Here is a 21763-nt window from a genome sequence, read left to right as displayed (position 1 = left end):
TAAAGTATGAAAGTATAACCTCGCCATTCTGGCGGAGAACCTCTAGGAACAGCAGGCAGACACTGTACACGCGACAGGTTTGACCTATCAGGGCTGCATCAGGGAATTCTCCGCCCTTTTTTTTGATTGTGTCTGTAAATAACAGGCGTAAATGAATGTGTATTTACAAATTACATAGAATGAGGGGTGTCTTGATGAAGAAGAAACACAAAATTCGGCTTATTCTCGGACTATCTTTGGTTTTAACAATGATGCTAAGTGCTTGTGGGGCAAGCAAGGAAGGGACGCAGGCGGATGGTAGCTCTGCTTCTGGCTCCAAGGAAGTGGAGTTGCTCAATGTTTCTTATGATCCGACCCGTGAGTTGTATGAAGCATATAATAAAGTGTTTGCCGCCCATTGGGAGAAGGAGAAAGGGCAGAAGGTCACGATCAAGCAATCCCACGGAGGATCTGGCAAGCAAAGCCGCTCTGTACAGGACGGACTGGATGCAGATGTGGTTACACTGGCCCTGGGCTATGATATTGATGCGTTACAGGAAAAAGGGCTTGTTAAAGAGGGATGGCAAAGTAAATATGAGCATAACAGTTCCCCGTACACATCAACCATCGTGTTATTGGTACGTAAAGGGAACCCGAAGGGGATCAAGGACTGGGACGATTTGATCCGCGGCGATGTGCAGGTCATTACACCGAACCCTAAAACATCGGGCGGAGCCCGCTGGAACTATCTTGCAGCCTGGGCCTATGCGCTCAAAAAGAACAATAACGATGAAGCCAAAGCCCAGCAGTTTGTACAGGAGCTGTATAAGCATGTGCCGGTACTGGATAGCGGAGCACGTGGAGCGACGACGACTTTCGTAGAGCGTGGAATTGGCGATGTGCTGATCGCTTGGGAAAATGAAGCACTGCTCTCTGTGAAGGAGCTAGGTGCGGATAAATTCGATATCGTATATCCGTCGATCAGTATTGTGGCTGAACCTCCGGTAGCGGTAGTCGATAAGGTGGTAGATAAAAAAAGTACACGCGAGGTGGCGGATGCGTACCTGAAATATTTGTACAGTGAAGAAGGGCAGACCATTGCTGCCGAAAATTATTATCGCCCAACATTGGAGAGTGTGACGGCAAAGTTCAAGGATCAATTTCCTAAGCTGGAGCTCGTAACCTTGAAGGATGTATTTGGGACATGGAAAGAGACACAGCAAAAGCATTTTAGTGACAAGGGTATTTTTGACCAGATTTATGTACCTGGTAGTTCATAACATAAGTGGAGTGTAAAGGCGAGTGGATCGGTAGGCGCGAGTGCCATAGTCAAAGGATGCAGAGAGGGATGGACAGAACATGAGTCAAATGCAAGCCACCCGAAAACGCGTACTTCCCGGATTCGGGTTAACAATGGGTTATAGTGTACTGTATCTCAGTCTGGTGGTGCTGGTGCCATTATCAGCACTGCTCCTGAATTCAACCGGGCTGACGTGGGAGAAATTTTGGGACGTGGCGACTGATGCCAGGGTGCTGGCTTCCTACAAGGTGAGCTTTTTGTGTGCCGCAGCCGCGGCGCTGATCGATCTGTTTCTCGGTTTATTGATCGCCTGGGTACTGGTGCGTTATGAATTTCCGGGGAAACGAGTTTTTGATGCGGTCATTGATCTGCCCTTTGCTTTGCCCACGGCGGTGGCAGGGGTTGCGTTGACCGCTCTATATGCACAGAACGGCTGGATCGGCTCACTATTCGAACCGCTTGGGTGGAAAATGGCATACTCACAGACGGGGATTACGCTCGCGTTGATGTTTATTGGCATTCCGTTCGTCGTACGGACAGTTCAGCCGGTGCTGGAGGAGCTGGACAAGGATGAGGAGGAGGTGGCGGCTACGCTGGGAGCGGGCAGATGGCGTACCTTCCGCAGCGTTATTGTGCCGGAACTGGTACCGCCACTGCTGACGGGTTTTGCGCTTGCCTTTGCCCGCGGCATTGGCGAGTACGGCTCTGTCGTCTTCATTTCTGGCAATATGCCGATGAAGACCGAGATTGCTCCGCTGCTCATTATGTCCAAGTTAGAGCAAAATGACTACGCAGGAGCTACGGCGGTGGCGTTGATGCTGTTGGTCATTTCATTCGTGTTGTTATTCGTGATTAACAGTTTTCAGCGCTGGTCGCGGCGCCGTGCAGTCTAATGTAATTGTCTAATGTAACTGTCTAACGTTAGCATGCAGACAGCAGAGGCCTGCGCATTAAACCCCGTGTTCAAGGAGGGATACATCATGTCACAAGCGATAACTGGGCAAGAGCTTGCTTCTGCACCAGTGCCTTCATCCGCACCGCCCAATAGGGTTACAACTGAAGCCCCTTGGGTAAAGTGGACGCTAATTGGTGCTGCTTTTTTAGCTTTGCTCTGGGTGTTGGTATTGCCGCTAATTGTCGTGCTTACCGAAGCGCTCAAGCAGGGATGGAGTGTATACGTTGAAGCGCTACGGGACCCGGATGCCATGTCTGCATTACGGTTGACGCTGCTGGTGGCAGCGATAACGGTTCCGCTGAATACGGTATTTGGTGTAGCGGCCGCCTGGCTGATCACAAAATTTCATTTTCGCGGCAAAGGTGTGCTGGTCACCTTGATTGATTTGCCCTTTGCGATCTCGCCTGTCGTCGGAGGTCTGATGTATGTATTAGTGTTTGGCGCACAGGGCTGGCTTGGGCCGTGGCTGGACGAGCATGATATTAAAATTATATTTGCTTTGCCGGGCATTATTTTGGCAACGCTGTTCATTACATTTCCTTTTGTGGCGCGTGAGCTTATTCCGCTGATGGAAGATCAGGGGCAGCAGGAGGAGGAAGCGGCGGTCACGCTGGGTGCGCGCGGCTGGCGCATTTTCTGGAAAGTGACGCTGCCGAACATCAAGTGGGGTTTGCTGTATGGCATTATTCTGTGTAATGCGAGAGCCATGGGCGAGTTTGGTGCAGTGTCCGTCGTCTCGGGACATATTCGGGGAGAGACAAATACACTTCCGCTGCATGTGGAGATTTTGTATAACGAGTATCAGTTCTCGGCATCTTTTGCAGTGGCCTCGTTGTTGCTGCTACTTGCTTTGGCAACCTTGGTGCTTAAAAGCTGGTTTGGACGCAAACGCGTGCATTAATTAATAATTGTGTATATGATCCAACAGGGCCTCTCTTTGTGTCTATCGTCTGTTAACGGCGAGAAGATGGGAAGAGAGGCCCTTGTTCTAAGGTGGCTTATATGGATAATAAAATGATCATATCAAGGCACGTTGGTGTGCCCAAGAGGAGCGAAGGGAAATATGAAACATCCGTTTCAGTCCTACCGTCAGTTGTTTCCGGTGCTGTCCTCACATATCCATGTAGGGAGCTGTTCCCAGGGGGCGATATCGAGACCGGTTTCTGCTGCCATTGAGGAATATCATCGAAGCTTGCTGCAACACGGTCTTAACGGCGACCTATCTATGGCACGTTTGGAAGAAGCCAGAGGGCATTTTGCCAAGCTCATCGGGGCGGAGCCTGACGAAATTGCGGTGATGTCCTCAGCCTCTGAGGCGATTGCTGGTGTGGCTACTGCCCTTCCTTATGTACCGGGAAAAGAAGGGATTGTGTATGCAGATACCGACTTTCCGACGGTAGGACACATCTGGCAGGCACAGGAGATGTTCCGTGATCATATTTGCTGTATCCCTTCTACGGAGGGAGAAGTAACCATAGAGCAGTATGAGGAGCATGTTACGGAGAATACTGCGCTTATTATGGTGTCCCATGTGAATTATACCAACGGATTTCAGCAAGATCTCAAATCCATTGCACATATAGCTCACCGAAATCAGGCGTTACTGTTCGTGGATGCCTATCAGTCTGCAGGAATGATTCCGGTGGATGTAAAGGCGATGGGCATAGATATTCTGGTCGCGGGAGCACGCAAATATATGCTGGGGATACCGGGCGTGGCTTTTCTTTATATAAGCAAGGACCGAGTAGAACGCTTCAAGCCCCGTCTTACGGGCTGGCTCGGACAGGAGCCCGCCTCCCGGTTTGATATTGCTCATCCGGTTCCGGCGGCGGGAACCCGCCGCTTTGAGACAGGATTACCTTCCTTCATTAGCATTTTTGCCGCTAATGCAGCCTTAAAGCTACTGTTGGAAATTGGGGTCATGAACATTCAGACCTATATGAATGAACTGTTGGACTTTTCTGTTGAATATGGACGAAGCAAGGGGCTACACATACGTATACCTGATCGAGGAGGCACTTTACCAAGTCTGCTCGCTGTTGAAGTAGCCGATGTGTCGGCGGTAGAGAGGCGTTTGCGGAGCCGAAATATGATTGTTTCGGCACGAAAGGATATTATCCGTGTGGCTCCGCATTTTTACAATACGGCAGAGGAAGTCCGGCGGGTCATAGATGAATTAGCTGGGAGTTGTTGAACAGCAAAAGCCTCTTCCGAGTGAATGGGAGCATAGCAGGTCCCTTTTACACCGGAGAGGCTTTTGTTGATTTAGAGACTTTTAATTACACGATCCGTTTGCGCAACCAGCCGGATACCAGATCCGTCAAAATGATTAAGACTACAATGCCGAGTAAAATGACGCCTACACGGTTCCAGTTGCGCATTTGGAGTGCAAACAGCAGCGGAGTACCAATACCACCTGCACCAACCAGACCGAGCGTGGTTGCGGACCGGATGTTAATTTCAAAACGATAGAGCGAATAGGAAAGAAACTGTGGAATCACCTGCGGCAGCACGGCGAAGAAAATGACCTGCCAACGGTTGGCACCGCACGCGATCAGAGCTTCCTGCGGCCCGTGATCCACACTTTCAATCGTTTCTGAGAAAAGCTTGGCCAGCATGCCAATGGAGTGAATGCCGAGGGCAAGCACACCTGCAAACGAGCCGGGACCTACGGCTTTAATGAATAGAATGGCGACGATCATTTCGGGAAATACCCGGATGACACTAAGTACAAACTTCCCGCTACCTGATAAAGGGCGTAGACGGCTCATATTGCTGGATGCCCAAAAGGCAAACGGCAAGCAGACAAATGCGGACACGAAGGTTCCGAGTACTGAAATGACCAGCGTATCCAGCAACCCACGCAGCAAATCCTCCCCCTCAGGGATGTAGACAAACGACCAGTCGGGATGAAGGAAACCGCCCAATATCGCGACAGAGACGCTTTTGGCCGTCCCCTGTAATCCTTCAAACTGCATCCCGCGAAAAGCCCAAATGTAAATGATAATTAGCAGAATAGCTAACGCCCAAAAGCGCAGGCGGGAGCCAATAGGTCTGCGAAGCGTAGGATCATTCATAATAACTTCCTCCGTAGCAGGTTACTGCCGTAATCAATCGCAAGGACGATGACGAGGGTCAGTAGAATAATAATGCTTGCCCGGTCATATCGGAACAGCCCAAGGGAACGGTCAAGCAGCAGACCGATGCCGCCAGCGCCAACGAGCCCCAGAACAGATGCTGCACGCACATTAACCTCAAAGGTATACAGCAAGTACGACACAAAATAAGGCAATGCCTGCGGAACCACACCAAAGGCGATAACTTGAATGCGGCTTGCACCAACAGCAGTCATAGCCTCCAGTGGTCCGGGATCAATGGCTTCAATCGCCTCAAAGGTCAGCTTGGCTATGATTCCGAAGGAGAAGAAGAGCAGGGCAAGCATCCCTGCAAACGGTCCGATGCCGAATACAGCCACAAAGATCGAGGCAAACAGCAAATCGGGAATCGTCCGTACCAGATTCAGGATCGTGCGCATCGGCAGCGAGATCAGCTTGCGCGGCATCACATTATAGGCGCACAGCAACGCGACAGGGATTGCTAATATGGCTCCCAGTGTCGTGCCGACAATAGCGATCTGGATCGTTTCCAGCATCGGTTTCCAGATGGTAGGCAGGTAACTCCAGTCTGGAGGAAACATTTCCTCCAGCAATTTGCCCATTTCCGGTAATCCAACGATCAATTGGTAAGGCGTGGCATCTGTATGAATGGAGCAGGCTACCAGCACCACGATAAAAATCATCCAGGTGGCGTAACGCTTGTAGCGTCCTGGCAAAGGTGGCCCTGCGGGCGGCTTACTTGGCTGGGGCGGTCCAGCAGATGGTGACGGTTGCGTCGAAGAGAGCGGCTGGACAGTAGAGTCGGGCTTCATGATCCCACTCCCAGCAGTTCATCATGCTTGATGGCCCGGCCGTAGATCTCCGCAAAGGCTTCATCCGTAGCTTCCTCCGGTGTGCCGTCAAAGACGACCTCTCCAGCGCGTAATCCGATGATCCGTGTTGCATATTCGCGCGCCAGATCAATGAAATGCAGATTGACAATGGTCGTAATCTGCATTTCACGGTTGATTCGCTGGAGATCGTCCATCACCTGGCGGGTGGTCAGTGGATCAAGCGACGCGACAGGCTCGTCTGCCAGAATGATTTTAGCCTCCTGCGCCAGAGCACGCGCGATGGATACACGCTGCTGTTGGCCACCGGACAGCTCATCGGCTCGGCTGTAAGCTTTTTCCCGGATATTCACGCGTTCTAGCGCCGTTAGTGCCAGCTCGATATCTTCCTTCGGGAAGAGACCGAGAATGGTCCGCAGCGTCGAATGATAACCAACGCGGCCGGAAAGTACGTTGCGAAGCACCGTCGAACGCTTAACCAGATTAAAGCTTTGAAAGATCATGCCGATATCACGGCGAATACGCCGCAGCTCGCTGCCTCCGGCAGATGTGACAGACCTGCCGCCTACAACGATGTCGCCAGACGTGATGTCATGCAGTCGGTTAATGGAACGCAGCAGGGTGGACTTACCCGCACCGGATAAGCCGACAATGACGACCATTTCTCCCTCCTGAATCGTCAAATTAATATTATTCAACCCTTTGGTGCCGTTCGGGTATGTTTTCGATACGTTTCGAAATTCGATCATATGCTCCCAACTTTCTCCCTGATGGGGTGGAATGAAAACAACACCGCCATGAATACATGGACGGTGCTGCCCTGTCATTCGTAAAGCCTGTTTCGTACCTGTTACTTTACCGCTTGGCCGACAGCTTCGGCGTATTCACGCACAGAATCGAAGTTTTTATCGTCGCCCTTTTCATAACCTACATGGGTGTAAATTTCTTTAATGATTTCGCCGCCCTCAGGATCGTTGGCAATGTCAATAAAGGCTTGGGCGATTTTGTCTCTCCACGTTTGATCCATATCGGAACGTACGCTGACGGTGTCATTTGGAATTTTAGCTGTGTAATGAATGACACGTGTCTTTTCAAATACGTCCGGGATTTCCTTCTTCACTGTGTTACGTGCATCCTGGAAGACAGCGACAGCATCAACCTGACCATTCAGCAGCGCCAGAATAGCAGCGTCGTGGCCTTTGATCGTCACACCCTGCACATCTGTGTCCGGGTCCACGCCAGCTTTTTTCAGCTCTGCTGCGGGGTACACATAGCCTGCGGAGGAGGTTACATTTTGCCAGCCAACCTTCTTGCCTTTCAGATCAGCCAGACTTTGAATTGGAGAATCCTTTTTCACCACGATCATTGCTTTATAAAAGTTTACTTTTTCAGTCGTGTCCTTGCCTGTGGCATCTTCAATGCCATAGCGTTGAGCTTGCAGGAGCAAGTCGGCCGCTTTACGATTATCATGTGCCAGTACATAAGCATTAGGCGGAAGGAACCCTACATCTACCTGTTTGGAAGACATGGCTTCCACAATCGTATTGTAGTCAGGAGATACGGTTACTTTCACCGGGATTCCGAGCTTGTCCCCCAGCAGTTTTTCGAGCGGTTTAGCTTTGGCTTCGAGGGTATCTGCATTTTGAGAAGGAACGAATTGTACCTTTAACTCCTTAGGAACATAGGCTGTGCTTTCGTTTTTAGAGCCATCTGTACCCGGAGTGGAGGCGCTGTTGTTATTGCTTGCATTTGAGCCACAAGCGGCTAAACCCGCTGCCAGTGTGAAGGTCATGCACAAGGTCAGTGCTTTTTTGAACAAAATAATTTCCCCCTAAACATCGTAATAACGAAAATTTAAAAAACCTGTAAATTCAGTGACAAACCAAATCTTAACAGCTAGTCCCACAGGTAGGGTAAAAAGCACTCCTGACTTTGGTAAAAATGATGTAAAATTTATCATTTGCTAGAGGCCGTAGACTGTACTTAAGCGAATTGCTTATTTTAACATTCTCTTAACAGTGCTTTGTTAGACTTATTCAAGCTCTATGACCGAAGCTGAGGGAGAGAACAAGATTGGATATTTTGGACGTTAATGATAAGACAGGGCGGGAATATGCAGGTGCTGTGAAGGTGAAATTCCGCATTATGGTTACCACCGATCTGCATGTTAGCTTGTGGAATTATGATTATTATACAGATCAGGAAACACTGCATTACGGTCTGACGCAAACCGCTAGTCTGATTCACACGGCTCGGGCAGAAGTGCCCAATCACCTGCTGCTGGATAACGGAGATGTGATTCAGGGGAATCCGATGGGAGATTATGCTGTACAGCGGCTCCAACGGGACCCAAGCGAGGTGCATCCCGTCTATAAAGCAATGAATCTGCTGGGGTATGAGGCAGGCAGTATTGGTAATCATGAATTTAACTATGGGTTGGAATATTTGCAGACTTGCCTTCGAGGAGCACAGTTTCCTTATGTGAATGCCAACATCTATATAGCGGGAGAGGAAGAACAAAACTACTTCACGCCTTATCTATTGCTGGATAAGACGGTAGAGGATGAAGCAGGCGGTAAGCATCTGCTGAAGGTGGGAGTCATCGGCTTTGTGCCTCCGCAAATTATGCAATGGGACAAGGCATGGTTGGAAGGAAAACTTATCGTCAAAGATATGCTGGAAACCGCCAGACGGTTTATTCCAGAAATGCAGTCGGCCGGAGCCGACCTCATTATTGCTATGCCTCATGCAGGCTTTGAGGATATTCCCGAAACCCCGAATATGGAAAATGCGGTGCTGCATCTGAGCAGGGTGGAAGGGATCGATGCCATTGTGTTTGGTCATGCACATAAAGTATTTCCTGGCCCTTCGTTTATAGGTATGACAGGTGTTAATGCAGAGCAGGGCACCATTCATGGCATTCCAGCAGTAGAGCCGGGCTTCTGGGGAGATCATCTGGGTATCATTGATCTGGATCTGGCCCTTATTGGAGGAAAGTGGCAAGTGGCTGCATCTGCTGCCGAGGTACGCCCGGTGTATGACCCGATACGCAAGGAAGCACTCGTCCAACCAGATACTGCTATTCAGCAGGCGGTAGCAGATGAACATGCTGGAACCCTGGATTATATTCGTGCACCTGTAGGTCGAACGACGGTAGCAGTGAACAGCTTTTTTGCCCAGGTGATGGATGATGCTTCGGTTCAGCTTGTGAATGATGCACAAATTTGGTATGTGAAACAGCAGCTACAAGGGAGCGAGTATGAGGGGTTGCCCGTTCTGTCGGCAGCAGCTCCTTTTAAAACAGGGGGCAGATATGGTCCGGCGTATTATACCGATATTCCCGCAGGGACGATAGCGATCAAACATATCGCCGATCTGTACAATTTTCCGAATACGCTGCATGTCGTTCGACTGAGTGGGGCAGAAATTCGGGAATGGCTTGAGTGGTCTGCCGGTCAATTCCGGCAAATTGATCCTTCGGCAGAGGAGGAGCAAGAGCTGATTAATTCTGAGTTTCCAAGCTTTAATTTTGATATCATCGATGGCATCGAGTACCAGATTGATGTAACACAGCCAGCCAGATATGATGCTGCCGGGGAACTAAAGGACCTAGATGCGCACAGAATCATTCATATGTCTTTTGAAGGGGAACCGATGGATATGCAGCGGAGTTATCTGGTTGTTACGAATAACTATCGCGCGTTCTCCTCTGCGTTGGTTAATCCAGGTGGGGAGCGAATTGTACTGGCTTCACCGGATGAGAACCGGCATGTGCTGACTGAGTATGTGCGGCATATGAAGACGTTGACGCCAAAGGCTGACGGTCACTGGTCCCTCGCCCCATGGTCGGGTCGTCCACATGTGACGTTCCTAACCTCGCCGCAAGCAACGCATGTCGCCAATGCTTATTCTGAGTTGCTTTATGAAGGGCTGACGGTAGAAGGATACGCTAAGTTTGCTCTTGATTTTCGGTGATTCTAAATCATTTTGCAAGTTGTGATCTTCTAAGCCCACAGCATCAAAATAATAGAGAAAGACTGTCTCTCAGAGGACGGTCTTTTTTCATAAAACAGATTTAAAATCGTACGAAACTCGTGATTTTGTATGTCCTGAGTCGTGTTTAAAGTTATTGACCTCTCGTATAATTAGACATATACTTTGATTAAACAAATTTTGGTTTAAAAGGTAATGAAAAAGTCACCATCATTCGTTTGAGGGGGTGTCCCTTTGGAAAAAAACACCACGATCCGCGCACAGATAGAAAAGTATATTCAAAGTGAAGGTATTTCGATGCAATGTTTTGCAGATGCTTCCAAGGTAAATCCGGGTACACTTAGCGGTATACTTAACCGAAACCCACCACGGCCTATTTCAGTTAATCAGCTTGATCTGATTACTGAGGCGATGGGATTGGAAGAAGGATCTTTGTTCGAGATGTATGTAGATGAGTGTTTTATTCATTCCTTGCCCCACTGGAGAAGGTTGCGTCCATTTCTTCTTCGTTGCTCAGAGTTGAACAAGCTGGACTGTATACGCAGTGTGCTAGGCTATTTGATGGACGATTTATCGAATATTCCGGCTATTTTTGAGACTGCAGAAGCGATGTTTGAGGATGGCCGACATGAAGCCTCCATGCTTTTGTATGATTGTGTTATTGAGAGTGAGAAGTATACCCACTCCGAACGGTTGGCGATTAGCTATTTTCGCATATTCCAGATTCAGATTAAGGATAACCAACGGAACTTGAAGGCTGCTGTACAATTCCATTTATACCGTAGTCGTCTACCGGAAATTTATGCACTGGAAGGCTTACATATGCTATCTCAAGTGTTTGCTTTAAAAATGCAATGGTCCGAGATGGAAATGTATGCGGACGAGCTAAGAGAGCTGGCGCAGGCATTGTATCGCAATCGGAACCGTTTTGGAGATGAGCACCTGGAGCTGCTTAAGCCGCTCGTTTATTACTATGCTCAAGGGCATCTGCTCAAGGCCAGCTGCTATGAGTTTCAGGGTAGATATGAGGAATCCAAGCAATGGATTGAAGGTTATGCAGATTTGAGCTGGTTTGAGGGTCTGGACGAGGAAGGCTGGAAAGTAGTCAACCTGCATCGTGTATATGCACAGGGCAACAGACTTTGTATTGAAATCAAAATGGGCAACACTTCTGCAATCTATGAATATATTACTTACCTGCGCGAGCATCCGGATGAGACATTGGAAGGCTTGAATACGTTGCTCGAATCAGCGAATCGGTTTGGTTATTTCGTGGATGCCGAGCTGGAGCTGTTCAGCCAGCAACTCAAGAGTTTCTGGGAGCTTGCACCGGAACAATGGGACACACATTATCGCAAGCACTTTAATGCATTTCGCTTTGCCTCCTTTTGTAAGGTGTATGCGGAATATTATTTTCGAAAAGGCGATTACCCCGAAGGGTTGGAACAAACACTACATTGCCTGCAACTGTCTGTCGATAACAGCTATACCGAGCATATCATTGGTTGTATGGCTTTATTTGAGCAGCACCGGAATTTTGCTACCCCAAGACAGCAGCAGTTGTATCAGAGTTTTTGCCTCGGCGTACGGGCAAATGAAAAAAATCATGCCTATGATCACAGTACGGGTGGGTATTTATAAGTCTAAAATTCATTCAAATTCTTCATATAACACGTACTTACGAGGATGTTCTCATTTCAAAGGGGGATATTCTCGTTTTTTAGCTGTTGCTGGTTCTTGTGACTTTTCGTATGGAAAGGACTGTTTTGCGCGTTGACAAGTTTCGCATGCAGGATTAGGATAAATGCAGCACAGAAAGTGAAGGAGAGCATATACTAATGACGATTCCCAAAACACTAACGATAGCCGGCTCCGACACAAGCGGCGGAGCAGGTATTCAGGCGGACCTGAAAACCTTTCAGGAGCTTGGTGTATATGGCATGACTGTACTGACTACCGTAGTTGCGATGGAACCTAAAACTTGGAACCATCTTGTATATCCTGTTGCGTTGGACGTGGTTGAGGCGCAGCTGCGTACTGTATTGGAAGGTATCGGTTTTGATGCAATGAAGACCGGGATGCTGGGTTCTGTAGATATCATCGAACTGGTTGCCAGCCATTTGAAAAAGCATGATCTGAAACGGATTGTGATTGACCCAGTGATGGTCTGCAAAGGCACGGATGAAGTGCTTCAGCCGGAAAATACAGAGGCCATGCTGGAATTGTTGATTCCTGGCGCTGATCTGGTAACACCGAACTTGTTCGAGGCTTCGCAGCTGGCGAAGAAAGGACCGATCACGACACTGGAGCAGATGCAGGAAGCGGCTGCTATTATCCACGAGCGTGGTGCTAAGCATGTGCTGATCAAGGACCGTGGCAAAATTCGCGCAGGTAAAGCGATGGATCTGCTGTATGACGGAATCACTTTTGACTGGTTTGAAGCGGATGTTGTACAAACCAACTTTACCCACGGTGCAGGCTGTACCACTTCGGCTGCGGTAACGGCTGGTTTGGCACAAGGGCTGACTGTACGTGAAGCTGTGGATCAGGCCAAGAAATTCATTACACAGGCCATTGAAGGTGGCTTCAAGCTAAATGAATTTGTCGGTCCGACCCTGCATGTGGCACACCGTTTGCAAAATCAATAAAGAGGACTTATAAATCTCCATTAGACTGTATATATATCAGGTTGGTATAGCCAACTATGTCTTCGTTATATAGCGTTAGATTAGGCTCAAAAGCCGCAATACATGGTATTGCGGCTTTTGAGGTTGTATTATTTTGGAATTCCAGCTTCCAGTTTGGTCTAATCGTACTGTATAATAGGCATCAGATTTATTACATTAAAGGGGGAAACGAAGCAATGACATTATTCAGCGAAATGGCTTACAGCCGACCAGAGCAGCCTGAAATTGAACAGCGGTTTAAAACACTGTTACAGCAGTTTCGTGAAGCGGACAGTGTAGAACGTCAAAATGAAGTTATTCATGCCATTAACAAGCTGCGCAGTAACGTGGAAACGCAATTGCAATTGGTGGAAGTTCGGCACTCCATTGATACGGAAGATGCTTTTTACAAAGCGGAGCAAGAGTACGCTGATGATTTCATGCCGGTTATTCAGGAGTATGTAACCGATTACTACCGCGCATTGGTAGATTCTCCATTTAGAGCTGAGTTGGAGAGCCAATGGGGCAGCCAGCTTTTCAGTATTGCCGAGGTGGCGCTCAAGTCGTTCCACCCGGATATCATTGAGGATTTGCAGCAGGAAAATAAGTTGACTTCGGAATATGCCCAATTAATTGCCTCAGCGAAGATCCCGTTCGAGGGAGAAGAACGCACATTGTCACAGCTCCTGCCATTTGAAATGGCAACCAACCGCGAGACACGCAAACAGGCCTCCGAGGCCAAGTATCAATTTATGAGTGAGCATGAGGACGAGCTGGATCGAATTTATAATGAATTGGTCAAGGTACGTACGCGCATGGCACACAAGCTGGGCTATGACAACTTCGTAGAATTGGGCTATGCCCGCTTGGGACGTACAGATTACAACGCAGAAATGGTAGCCAATTTCCGCGAGCAGGTGCTGAAGCACATTGTTCCTCTGGCAACCAAGCTGAAAGAGCGCCAACGCGAGCGGATCGGAGTAGATCAGCTCCGTTATTACGACGAGGGCTTCAACTTCTTGTCAGGCAATCCTACGCCAAAAGGTGACCCGGACTGGATTCTTCGTAATGGAGCGCGTATGTATGAAGAGCTATCACCGGAAACACATGAATTTTTCAGTTTTATGGTCGAGCGTGGACTGATGGATTTAATCAGTAAAAAAGGCAAGCAAAGCGGAGGCTACTGTACATTTTTGAGCGAATATGGCACGCCATTTATTTTCTCCAATTTTAATGGGACATCCGGTGATATCGACGTATTGACTCATGAGGCAGGTCATGCCTTCCAGGTCTATGAAAGCCGACATTTTGAAATTCCCGAGTACCACTGGCCAACCATGGAGGCGGCTGAAATTCATTCGATGAGTATGGAGTTTTTCGCATGGCCTTGGATGAAGCTGTTCTTCGAGGAAGACACGGACAAATATCACTTTGAACACCTATCTTCATCGTTGCTGTTCGTGCCTTACGGCGTAGCCGTAGACGAATTCCAGCATGCCGTATATGAACACCCGGATTGGACACCGGCCGAACGTAAAAGTGCATGGCGTTCCATTGAACGCAAGTATAAACCGCATCTGGATTATGAAGGCAACGAGTACCTCGAAAAGGGTGGATTCTGGCACAAGCAGGGACATATTTTTCAATCTCCGTTCTATTATATTGACTATACACTGGCACAATTGTGTGCATTCCAGTTTTGGAAACGCATGGGTGAAGACCGCGCAGCAGCATGGAAAGATTATTTGAAGCTGTGTCGTGCCGGAGGAAGCCGATCCTTTACCGGATTGGTTGAGCTGGCTGGATTGATCTCGCCGTTCCAAGACGGCTGCATCGCCTCTGTAATCGGAGAAATCGAAGCATGGCTGACCAGCGTGGATGATAAAAAGCTATAAGCATAGCCAAAAAGGGTATTTCACTTACCTGTCTAGCTAAAAGCTTGTAGATGAGATGCTTTTTTTAATGAAAGCAGAGCAGTTGCACGAAAAAAGCCGGGAACCCTACATGATGTAGAAGCCCCGGCTTTGTGTTTATTTTAGAGTAAATATAACTTTATTCATGTTTGGTGTTGAGTGGTTTGAGATTGGCTTCAATTGATGCACGGCGCGGCTCCAAGAATGGAGGCAGTGCCAGAGATTCGCCCAGAAACTCCAGTTCCTCGTCGGTGTCAAAGCCAGGTCCATCGGTAGCCAATTCAAACAGAATGCCGTTCGGCTCACGGAAGTACAAGGAACGGAAGTAAAAGCGATCTACAAAACCAGAGTTGGAAATTTGCAGCTGACCAATACGCTCTACCCACTGTTTGAGCTCTTCCTCGGTTTCAACACGGAAAGCGACGTGATGCACACTGCCGCGTCCTGGTCGCTCTTGTGGCAGATCGTTGCGCTCTTCCAGATGAACTTCAGTTCCTGTACCGCCTTCACCTGTTTCGTAGATAACCACATCCGGTTGTCCGGCAACAGGGGAAGGGTAGGAGCCCTTTTTGCGGAAGCCCATAACCTGTTCAAGAATAAGAATGGTATTCTCCGCTTTGGGAATGGTCAGATGAACCGGACCAAGTCCAACGATGCCGTATTCCGCAGGAACAGGGCTCTTCTCCCAAGGCGTGCCGCCGCGCATTCCGTGATCATGCTCATCTGAAACGAGGAAGAAGCGTTGTCCTTCAAAATCCTCGAACGAAAGCGCCAAGCGTCCTGCTTGATCTATAATTTCGCCATGCTTCACATCCAGCTGCTCGAAGCGGTTTTTCCAATAATTCAGAGCCTTGTCGTTCGGTACCCGTAGGGAGAGCGCCGAAATACTGTTATTCCCTGTACGCGTTTGTCCAGCATGTGGAATTTCAAAGAAAGTGACTTCCGTACCCGCGGTTCCGCGCTCATCTCCGTAAAAGAGGTGATACACACTAACATCGTCCTGGTTCACCGTTTTCTTGATCAGCCGAAGTCCTAATACCTGAGTATAAAATTCAACATTTTTAGCCGCTGCTGCTGTAATCGCCGAAACGTGATGCAATCCTAACAATTTCATGTTATTTGCCCTCCTTGGTTTTTATATGATTAGGTTTTTCAAAGTAAAATAAACCGTCGTCGTAAACTTTTCTTTATATTTATTATCTTGATATTAAGATATATTATTTTTGATTGTTTGTCAACATGAATTACGATCTTCCTACAATACAGTTTCGTGACGGACAAAAATTGAAATTCGAAATAATGCAAAAGCAGATACAATAAGGCTCAATATAGCCCAAAGTAGATAGAATGAATTTTATTATAAAAGGAGTTTACTAAATGTATACGGATAAGGATTTAACGATTAGGCCCGTTAGAGAAGAAAACCTACATGCCCTTTGGACGTTAACTTTTAAGGAAGAAGCACCGGAATGGAAGCAGTGGGATGCACCCTACTATGAACATAAGAAGCTTTCTTTGGAGGAGTATTTAAAAGAGAAGGAAAAGCGAATCGGACAAGATGACTTTTGGCTCATTGAAGTGGAAGGCAAGGTCATTGGATCCGTGAGTTACTACTGGGAGCATAAGCCGTCTCAGTGGCTTGAAATGGGGATAGGTATCTATGATTCGGGGTATTGGAGTGGTGGCTATGGTACGAGAGCACTTCGATTGTGGATCGACCATTTGTTTAATACATTGCCTCTAGTAAGAGTAGGCTTTACAACCTGGTCAGGAAACCATCGGATGATGAAGGTCGGGGAGAAGCTGGGCATGACCCTCGAAGCCAGGCTTCGCAAATGCAGATATTATAATGGAAAGTATTATGATTCGATCCGAATGGGGCTTTTACGGGAAGAGTGGAGGGGATAGTTGTTCTGCAAATAAGAACCTTTCTAAGCATAAAAAGATGACCTCTGAATGGATCAGGAGTCATCTTTTTTGGCGCTCATGGGTATTTTACTTTCATATTTTAAGTGCATCTACTCTGATTCTCGAAGTCGCTCCACAATACTTTGTTTGTTATTCATAGAATAGACTGCTATTGGTATAAGTATCCCAAGCAAGAACAGTAAAGGCAACAAGACTAGAAGTGGCCAGATTATAAAGTGATAGCTCAAAAACCACATCATACTGCTTAGGGGTTTCACAATTGAAATAGAGAATATGATCCCTAATAAAATGGAGGATAGGGCGGTGCCGAGAACATAATATAGCCCTTCATAAATCAGCATACCCCGCAATTGCTTTTTGGTCATGCCGATACTTTGCAGCATGGCAAACTCCTGACGCCGTGTCAATATACTCGTCAGAATTGCGTTTACAAAGTTGAGGATACCAATCAGGCCGATAATCAGACTGAGCGTGCCTCCGATCATCATGATGGTGTTTTGCATACCTGAAAACTCATTCATTGAAGTAAACTTGGATGTGTAGTTCATTACTGGCTCTGTAGTTTCGGTGTAACTTTTTAAAAAGCTCTCCATGGCATCTTCCTGATCAGGGGATACATTAAAGGCGTAGCTCATCACAGCAGGCTGCTCCGCAAGCGGCTTGTAAATATTCGCCGGAAGATAGAAGTTATACTTACTTGAACGGCGATCAGAATTGGTACTATATTTAATTGCAACATGACCAAGTACTGTGAATGCATGCGTAGTATACTCTTTATCCAGCGGAGCTTCTGCTGCTCCCATATAACTGTGAAGCGTGACCTTTTCACCCACCTTATACAGAGCCTTTTCCATCTGGGGGATGTCATGGTCATCTAAATCTACCCCTTCCAATATATACTTACCGGAAGCCAGCTTCTCAAAATTAAGCTCACCGTCTAGTAATCGCAACCGGTGCAGTGGTAAATCTTCCAGCCCATATACTGCCGCGATGAAGTTGCCGCGAGAATCTGTCTCATCGTCCTCATTGGTGTATTTTCCATTCTCGACAGTAAGCACTAATCTGCCGCCGTACAAGCGACCGCCCTCTTCAAAGCCGGGCTGTGTCTGTACAGCCTGAATAAAACTCTCGGAGGTCCCATTTTTAGGGCCGCTAAAATAGGGGCGATGAAAATATTCAGCATGAGCAATGAGAAAGTCAGTGTCATTGAATTTGGATACAAACTTATCCATATCAATGCTCTGAGACAGGGTGAAGGCCGTGTTAAGAAGTACAAGGCTTAACGAAAGACTGATGACTACCAACACGGTGCGTTTTTTATTGCGCCCCAAGTTGGAGAGAGCCATGTGGATCATTTTAGCGCCTTCAGTGGATTTTTTCAGCTTACGGCCGCCCTTGGTATTTCCGTCTGTGTATCTTACTGCCTCAACTGGCGAGACAGCTGCCGCAATTCTGCCTGGCTTGAAAGTGCTGATCATTACAGTAATGAGCGCGAACAGAGCAGATCCGACAAAAATCCAAGGGTTAGGGGATACCGATATCTCAGTACCGTTATATACACTCATATTTATAATAAAAGGCACGAGTGATTTACCGATAAAAAAACCTGCTATTAATCCAATCGGGATTCCTATCCCTGAAAGAACTAACGCCTGTCTGCGAATGATCCGACGAATCTGGTTGCCGCTTGTACCAATCGTCTTTAAAAGACCATAGAAACGGATATCTCGCATCACTGATATTTGGAATATATTATATATGATCAAATAACCGGTAAACATGATCAGTAACAGGGCAGAAGTTAACGCTATGATGGTCTCTGTATCTAGACTAAAATTGGTTGAGATGTATGCCCAATTTACATTACTCGCGATATAGTTCGGTGCATCTTCGTCAAGCGAATATCCACTTTCGGTAATCACTTTATTGAGCTTTCCTCGCGAATCAAAGCTATTGTCGAACATCATATATGCACTAATGGTTCCTGTATAGAAATGATCTTTTTTATAGGTGCTTTGTAATTCCTTTGCATGAGCATCGACATAGGATCTGGAGGCGAATATTTGTCCTGTGTTAAACACAGGATCGCTTTTCCACCAGCCGGAAAGGATAAAATCACGCTGCACTTCTTTACCTCGTATGTCAAGCTTTAGCCTCAAAGGTGCTCCAACCTCCAAAGGAACACCCAATAGCTGTAACGTCTTGGAGTCTGCGATCACTTCATTTTCTGCGACAGGCTTGTGCCCCTCTTTAAGCTCAATAAAACCGAGCTTCATCCCTACATCATCGTAATACCAGAACTCTGTGTGACGTTTTAGAAATTTATCGTTTTTAACTTCGTCGCTTAATATACGGTTATAAGCTATTTCTTTGATCAACGGATGATTCTTGACATGATTAAATTCGTCATCCGTTATATATTTAAGTACGGCATGCCCATCTCCACCTGCCTGACGCATGGTCGCCCGTTGTAAGCTTTCCCCAGCGCCAATCCCCATAGTGAACAGTGTTGTAAATAGCAATGAGGTTAGTGCTATAGCAACAATAGCAATGAGGTTACGGGCTTTGTTTACTTTAAAGCTCTTATCTGCCAGATTACGGATCGTTTTTTTATTTCTAACCTGAATCATTTGCCTTCACCACCGACCATTTTACCGTCCTCAATCCGAATAATCCGGTCTGCCATTTGGGCAATTTCCTCGTTGTGCGTAATCATCACCATCGTTTGGCGGAACTGTTGACTGGATACTTTGATCAGCCCCATCACATCCAGACTGGTTTTACTGTCCAGGTTCCCGGTGGGTTCGTCTGCTAAAACAATTGCAGGTTTTGCTGCCAATGCTCTGGCGATAGCTACGCGTTGCTGCTGGCCCCCCGATAGATTGTTGGGCAGGTTATTCAACTTTTGGTCCAGACCCAAGGTATGTACAATTTTATCTATGTGGGTTTTGTCCGGTTCTTTACCATCCAGTTCAATCGGAAGCACAATATTTTCGTAGACATTTAAAACAGGCACTAGGTTGTAATTTTGAAATACGAAGCCAATTTTTCGTCTGCGAAATATAGTCAATTCTTCATCTTTCAATGTGAAAATATCTTTACCGTCAATCGTAACGTTTCCACTTGTCGGACGATCAAGTCCACCCAGCATATGGAGAAGGGTAGATTTGCCGCTCCCGGACGTACCGACAATGGCCACAAATTCTCCGCTTTCCACCTCCAGGTTCACTCCATCTAGGGCATGAACAGCGGTATCCCCGTTACCATAATACTTCTTCAACTCCTGAGTTTTTAACAGAGTCATTCATTTCTCCTCCATGAAAAATAGTCTGTACACCAATACTTCGCAATACAGACTTTACCATATCAATCTTTCTACAATCTTTCTGAAATCTAACAGTGTTGTAAGAATTACTTGTCTATGGGGAGAAAAATCGAGAAGGTGGAACCACGGCCTCGGCGTGACCATAGTTTGATGTATCCGCCCCCAGCCGAAACAATTTCTCTTGCTAAAAATAGTCCAATCCCGACACCTTCTTGCGAGATTACAGTTTGTGACCGATAGAAGCGCTTGAAAATCTTACTGTGTTCTTCCTCAGCAATCCCAATGCCATTATCAGTAATATCAATTCGGCAGAATAAATCATAAGCACTCACTTTAATGAATATATTCCCGCTAATTTCTGTATATTTGACGGCGTTGTCCAAAATATTATAGATCGCCTCAACCGTCCATTTTAAATCAAAACAGGCCTGGATTTCTTCTTTACTCTCCATAGTAATCGAAATCCCTTTAGCGTTTGCCTTCGGCATAATTTGTTCCAGTGCAGTAGTTAGTAGCTTCTGAACTGACTCCTGCCTTGACGACAATTTAATAATCCCTGTTTCAAGCCGTGATGTTTTTACTAAGGAATGGATCAGGAAATGAAGCTTTTCGGCTTGTGTGGATAAAGCCTTTACACAAGTGGAGCCTTCCGGTGGCAAATCATATTCATTAAGCAGTTGTGAGTAGAGGATGATGTTAGCAATAGGTGTTTTCGTTTGATGCGAGATGTCAGAAATGAGCTCGTTTATTTTATTTTTTTCTGCCAACAAATTTTTCGAGGAAACGGAGCAAATGGAAAGAAATTGCGCAAGCTTGGCCTCTACTGCTGATAAGACGGATTCGTCAAAAACACGCTCTGAAAACTCGCCACTAATTGCAGTTTCAATCATATGATCCATAGTCTTCATTGTTTTATGTACGTTCTTACGATAGAGAAGAATGGTAACCCCGGCTATGAAAAGAGCAGTAATAGCAATTCCAAAACACGCATAATTCAGGGTCGTCATTCATTTCACCGCCCAAGTGTATCCGATACCGTACACAGTCTTAATGTACTGAGGAGAGGAAGGAAGGTCCTCCAGCTTGTCACGTAGCCTTTTTATGGTGACTGACAAGGCATTTTCGCCCACATACTCAGCGCCATCTGTCCAGATGCTGTCTACCAAATGATCACGGGTAATGATCTTCCCACGATGATCAATTAAGAGGCGAAGCAATTTCTGCTCCGTTTTGCTTAGCTCCACAGGTGTACCCTTTTTAGCAAACGCCATCTTATCAAATGAAAAAGAAAAAGCATCTATCTGAATGGTTTCTGCAAGAATACGCTTGTTCTTTTTTAACTGGACGTCTACTCGTGCCCTTAATACCATCAGACTGAAGGGCTTAGTGATATAGTCATCGGCGCCCAATTCCAAACCAGTTACAATATCTGTTTCCATATCATGTGCAGTTAAAATAATGACCGGCAAAGTTGTTGTTTTACGAATATCGGTTAAAAAATCTAGTCCGTTTCCATCTGGCAAATTTAGATCAAGAATCACTAGGTCAAAAGCAGCGCTTGCCAATTGTTCTTTTGAAGTACTAAGGTCATGTGTTTGCACAAATTCGTTGTTAGGTCCTTTAAGAGCGAGAATAATGCCATTACTCAAAGCTAAATCATCTTCAACGATTAATATGCGGTTCATCTTTTTCCTCCTATATGCTTTCACAACTAAATATAGCTGGACTCACGGGCTCTCTTTCTAGTTTACTGGATT

18 protein-coding genes are annotated in these 21763 nt (G+C 46.7%); 9 read left to right on the top strand and 9 right to left on the bottom strand.

From position 1 onward, the window contains the following. Positions 1 to 194: 194 nt before the first annotated feature. From EGM68_RS22015 to EGM68_RS22000, 4 genes are all read left to right on the top strand, one after another. Entirely contained in the window at positions 195 to 1259 is a 1065-nt protein-coding gene (locus EGM68_RS22015) for a sulfate ABC transporter substrate-binding protein (RefSeq protein ID WP_129550010.1), read from the top strand. Positions 1260 to 1338: 79 nt separating this feature from the next. Beyond that, on the top strand, positions 1339 to 2172 hold the full coding sequence (gene cysT, locus EGM68_RS22010; RefSeq protein WP_058711518.1) for a sulfate ABC transporter permease subunit CysT: 834 nt from the start codon (positions 1339 to 1341) through the stop codon (positions 2170 to 2172). A gap of 87 nt (positions 2173 to 2259) precedes the next feature. Beyond that, positions 2260 to 3135 carry a sulfate ABC transporter permease subunit CysW gene (gene cysW / locus EGM68_RS22005; protein WP_013373166.1) on the top strand — a complete coding sequence of 292 codons (876 nt, stop codon included), beginning with the start codon at positions 2260 to 2262 and terminating at the stop codon, positions 3133 to 3135. A 162-nt stretch (positions 3136 to 3297) separates the two neighbouring features. Beyond that, positions 3298 to 4428, top strand: a complete 1131-nt coding sequence (locus EGM68_RS22000) for an aminotransferase class V-fold PLP-dependent enzyme (protein WP_013373165.1) — start codon at positions 3298 to 3300, stop codon at positions 4426 to 4428. A gap of 85 nt (positions 4429 to 4513) precedes the next feature. Here EGM68_RS22000 and phnE (EGM68_RS21995) read toward each other — a convergent pair whose 3' ends face one another. From phnE (EGM68_RS21995) to EGM68_RS21980, 4 genes are all read right to left on the bottom strand, one after another. Beyond that, a complete protein-coding gene (phnE, locus tag EGM68_RS21995) occupies positions 4514 to 5311 on the bottom strand; it encodes a phosphonate ABC transporter, permease protein PhnE (RefSeq protein WP_013373164.1) in 798 nt (265 codons plus the stop codon). Then, a complete protein-coding gene (gene phnE / locus EGM68_RS21990) occupies positions 5308 to 6162 on the bottom strand; it encodes a phosphonate ABC transporter, permease protein PhnE (protein ID WP_016324733.1) in 855 nt (284 codons plus the stop codon). Before phnE (EGM68_RS21990) ends, phnE (EGM68_RS21995) begins: the two co-directional genes overlap by 4 nt. Next, positions 6159 to 6929, bottom strand: coding sequence for a phosphonate ABC transporter ATP-binding protein (gene phnC, locus EGM68_RS21985; RefSeq protein WP_025674722.1), 771 nt, complete (start codon positions 6927 to 6929; stop codon positions 6159 to 6161). The genes phnE (EGM68_RS21990) and phnC overlap by 4 nt, the downstream gene beginning before the upstream one ends. Before the next feature lie 101 nt (positions 6930 to 7030). After that, the gene (locus tag EGM68_RS21980; protein ID WP_013373161.1) at positions 7031 to 7999 is read right to left on the bottom strand and encodes a phosphate/phosphite/phosphonate ABC transporter substrate-binding protein; all 969 of its coding nucleotides are present in this window, start codon (positions 7997 to 7999) and stop codon (positions 7031 to 7033) included. Between the two features lie 254 nt (positions 8000 to 8253). Here EGM68_RS21980 and EGM68_RS21975 point away from each other — a divergent pair, with 254 nt between their 5' ends. The 4 genes from EGM68_RS21975 to EGM68_RS21960 all read left to right on the top strand — a co-directional run bounded on the left by EGM68_RS21975 (position 8254) and on the right by EGM68_RS21960 (position 14734). Further along, positions 8254 to 10155 (top strand): bifunctional 2',3'-cyclic-nucleotide 2'-phosphodiesterase/3'-nucleotidase, encoded by a 1902-nt coding sequence (locus EGM68_RS21975; RefSeq protein WP_013373160.1) that lies wholly within the window; start codon positions 8254 to 8256, stop codon positions 10153 to 10155. Positions 10156 to 10407: 252 nt separating this feature from the next. Next, entirely contained in the window at positions 10408 to 11814 is a 1407-nt protein-coding gene (locus EGM68_RS21970) for a hypothetical protein (protein WP_013373159.1), read from the top strand. A 197-nt stretch (positions 11815 to 12011) separates the two neighbouring features. Continuing rightward, positions 12012 to 12821: a bifunctional hydroxymethylpyrimidine kinase/phosphomethylpyrimidine kinase gene (gene thiD, locus EGM68_RS21965; protein WP_016820369.1), complete on the top strand. Its 810-nt coding sequence runs from the start codon at positions 12012 to 12014 to the stop codon at positions 12819 to 12821. A 215-nt stretch (positions 12822 to 13036) separates the two neighbouring features. Beyond that, the gene (locus EGM68_RS21960; protein WP_129550009.1) at positions 13037 to 14734 is read left to right on the top strand and encodes a M3 family oligoendopeptidase; all 1698 of its coding nucleotides are present in this window, start codon (positions 13037 to 13039) and stop codon (positions 14732 to 14734) included. A 157-nt stretch (positions 14735 to 14891) separates the two neighbouring features. On the opposite strand, the gene EGM68_RS21955 is transcribed toward EGM68_RS21960, so the two are convergent. After that, complete coding sequence (locus EGM68_RS21955; RefSeq protein ID WP_013373156.1) at positions 14892 to 15866, bottom strand: ring-cleaving dioxygenase; 975 nt, start codon at positions 15864 to 15866, stop codon at positions 14892 to 14894. A 263-nt stretch (positions 15867 to 16129) separates the two neighbouring features. Between EGM68_RS21955 and EGM68_RS21950 the strand changes: the two genes are divergently transcribed. Then, positions 16130 to 16660, top strand: coding sequence for a GNAT family N-acetyltransferase (locus EGM68_RS21950; RefSeq protein ID WP_129550008.1), 531 nt, complete (start codon positions 16130 to 16132; stop codon positions 16658 to 16660). A 110-nt stretch (positions 16661 to 16770) separates the two neighbouring features. On the opposite strand, the gene EGM68_RS21945 is transcribed toward EGM68_RS21950, so the two are convergent. The 4 genes from EGM68_RS21945 to EGM68_RS21930 form a co-directional block, all read right to left on the bottom strand. Further along, complete coding sequence (locus EGM68_RS21945) at positions 16771 to 19311, bottom strand: ABC transporter permease (RefSeq protein WP_129550007.1); 2541 nt, start codon at positions 19309 to 19311, stop codon at positions 16771 to 16773. Then, positions 19308 to 19985, bottom strand: coding sequence for an ABC transporter ATP-binding protein (locus EGM68_RS21940; RefSeq protein WP_058711512.1), 678 nt, complete (start codon positions 19983 to 19985; stop codon positions 19308 to 19310). The genes EGM68_RS21945 and EGM68_RS21940 overlap by 4 nt, the downstream gene beginning before the upstream one ends. Before the next feature lie 107 nt (positions 19986 to 20092). Continuing rightward, positions 20093 to 21013 carry a sensor histidine kinase gene (locus EGM68_RS21935; protein ID WP_058711511.1) on the bottom strand — a complete coding sequence of 307 codons (921 nt, stop codon included), beginning with the start codon at positions 21011 to 21013 and terminating at the stop codon, positions 20093 to 20095. After that, entirely contained in the window at positions 21014 to 21691 is a 678-nt protein-coding gene (locus tag EGM68_RS21930) for a response regulator transcription factor (protein ID WP_129550006.1), read from the bottom strand. It lies immediately after the preceding gene. Positions 21692 to 21763 lie beyond the last annotated feature (72 nt).

This window comes from Paenibacillus sp. M-152, from assembly GCF_003856555.1.
Lineage (GTDB): Bacteria > Bacillota > Bacilli > Paenibacillales > Paenibacillaceae > Paenibacillus > Paenibacillus polymyxa_C.
Note: the sequence above shows the minus strand (reverse complement) of the source record. Positions and strands in the feature narration are given on the sequence as shown.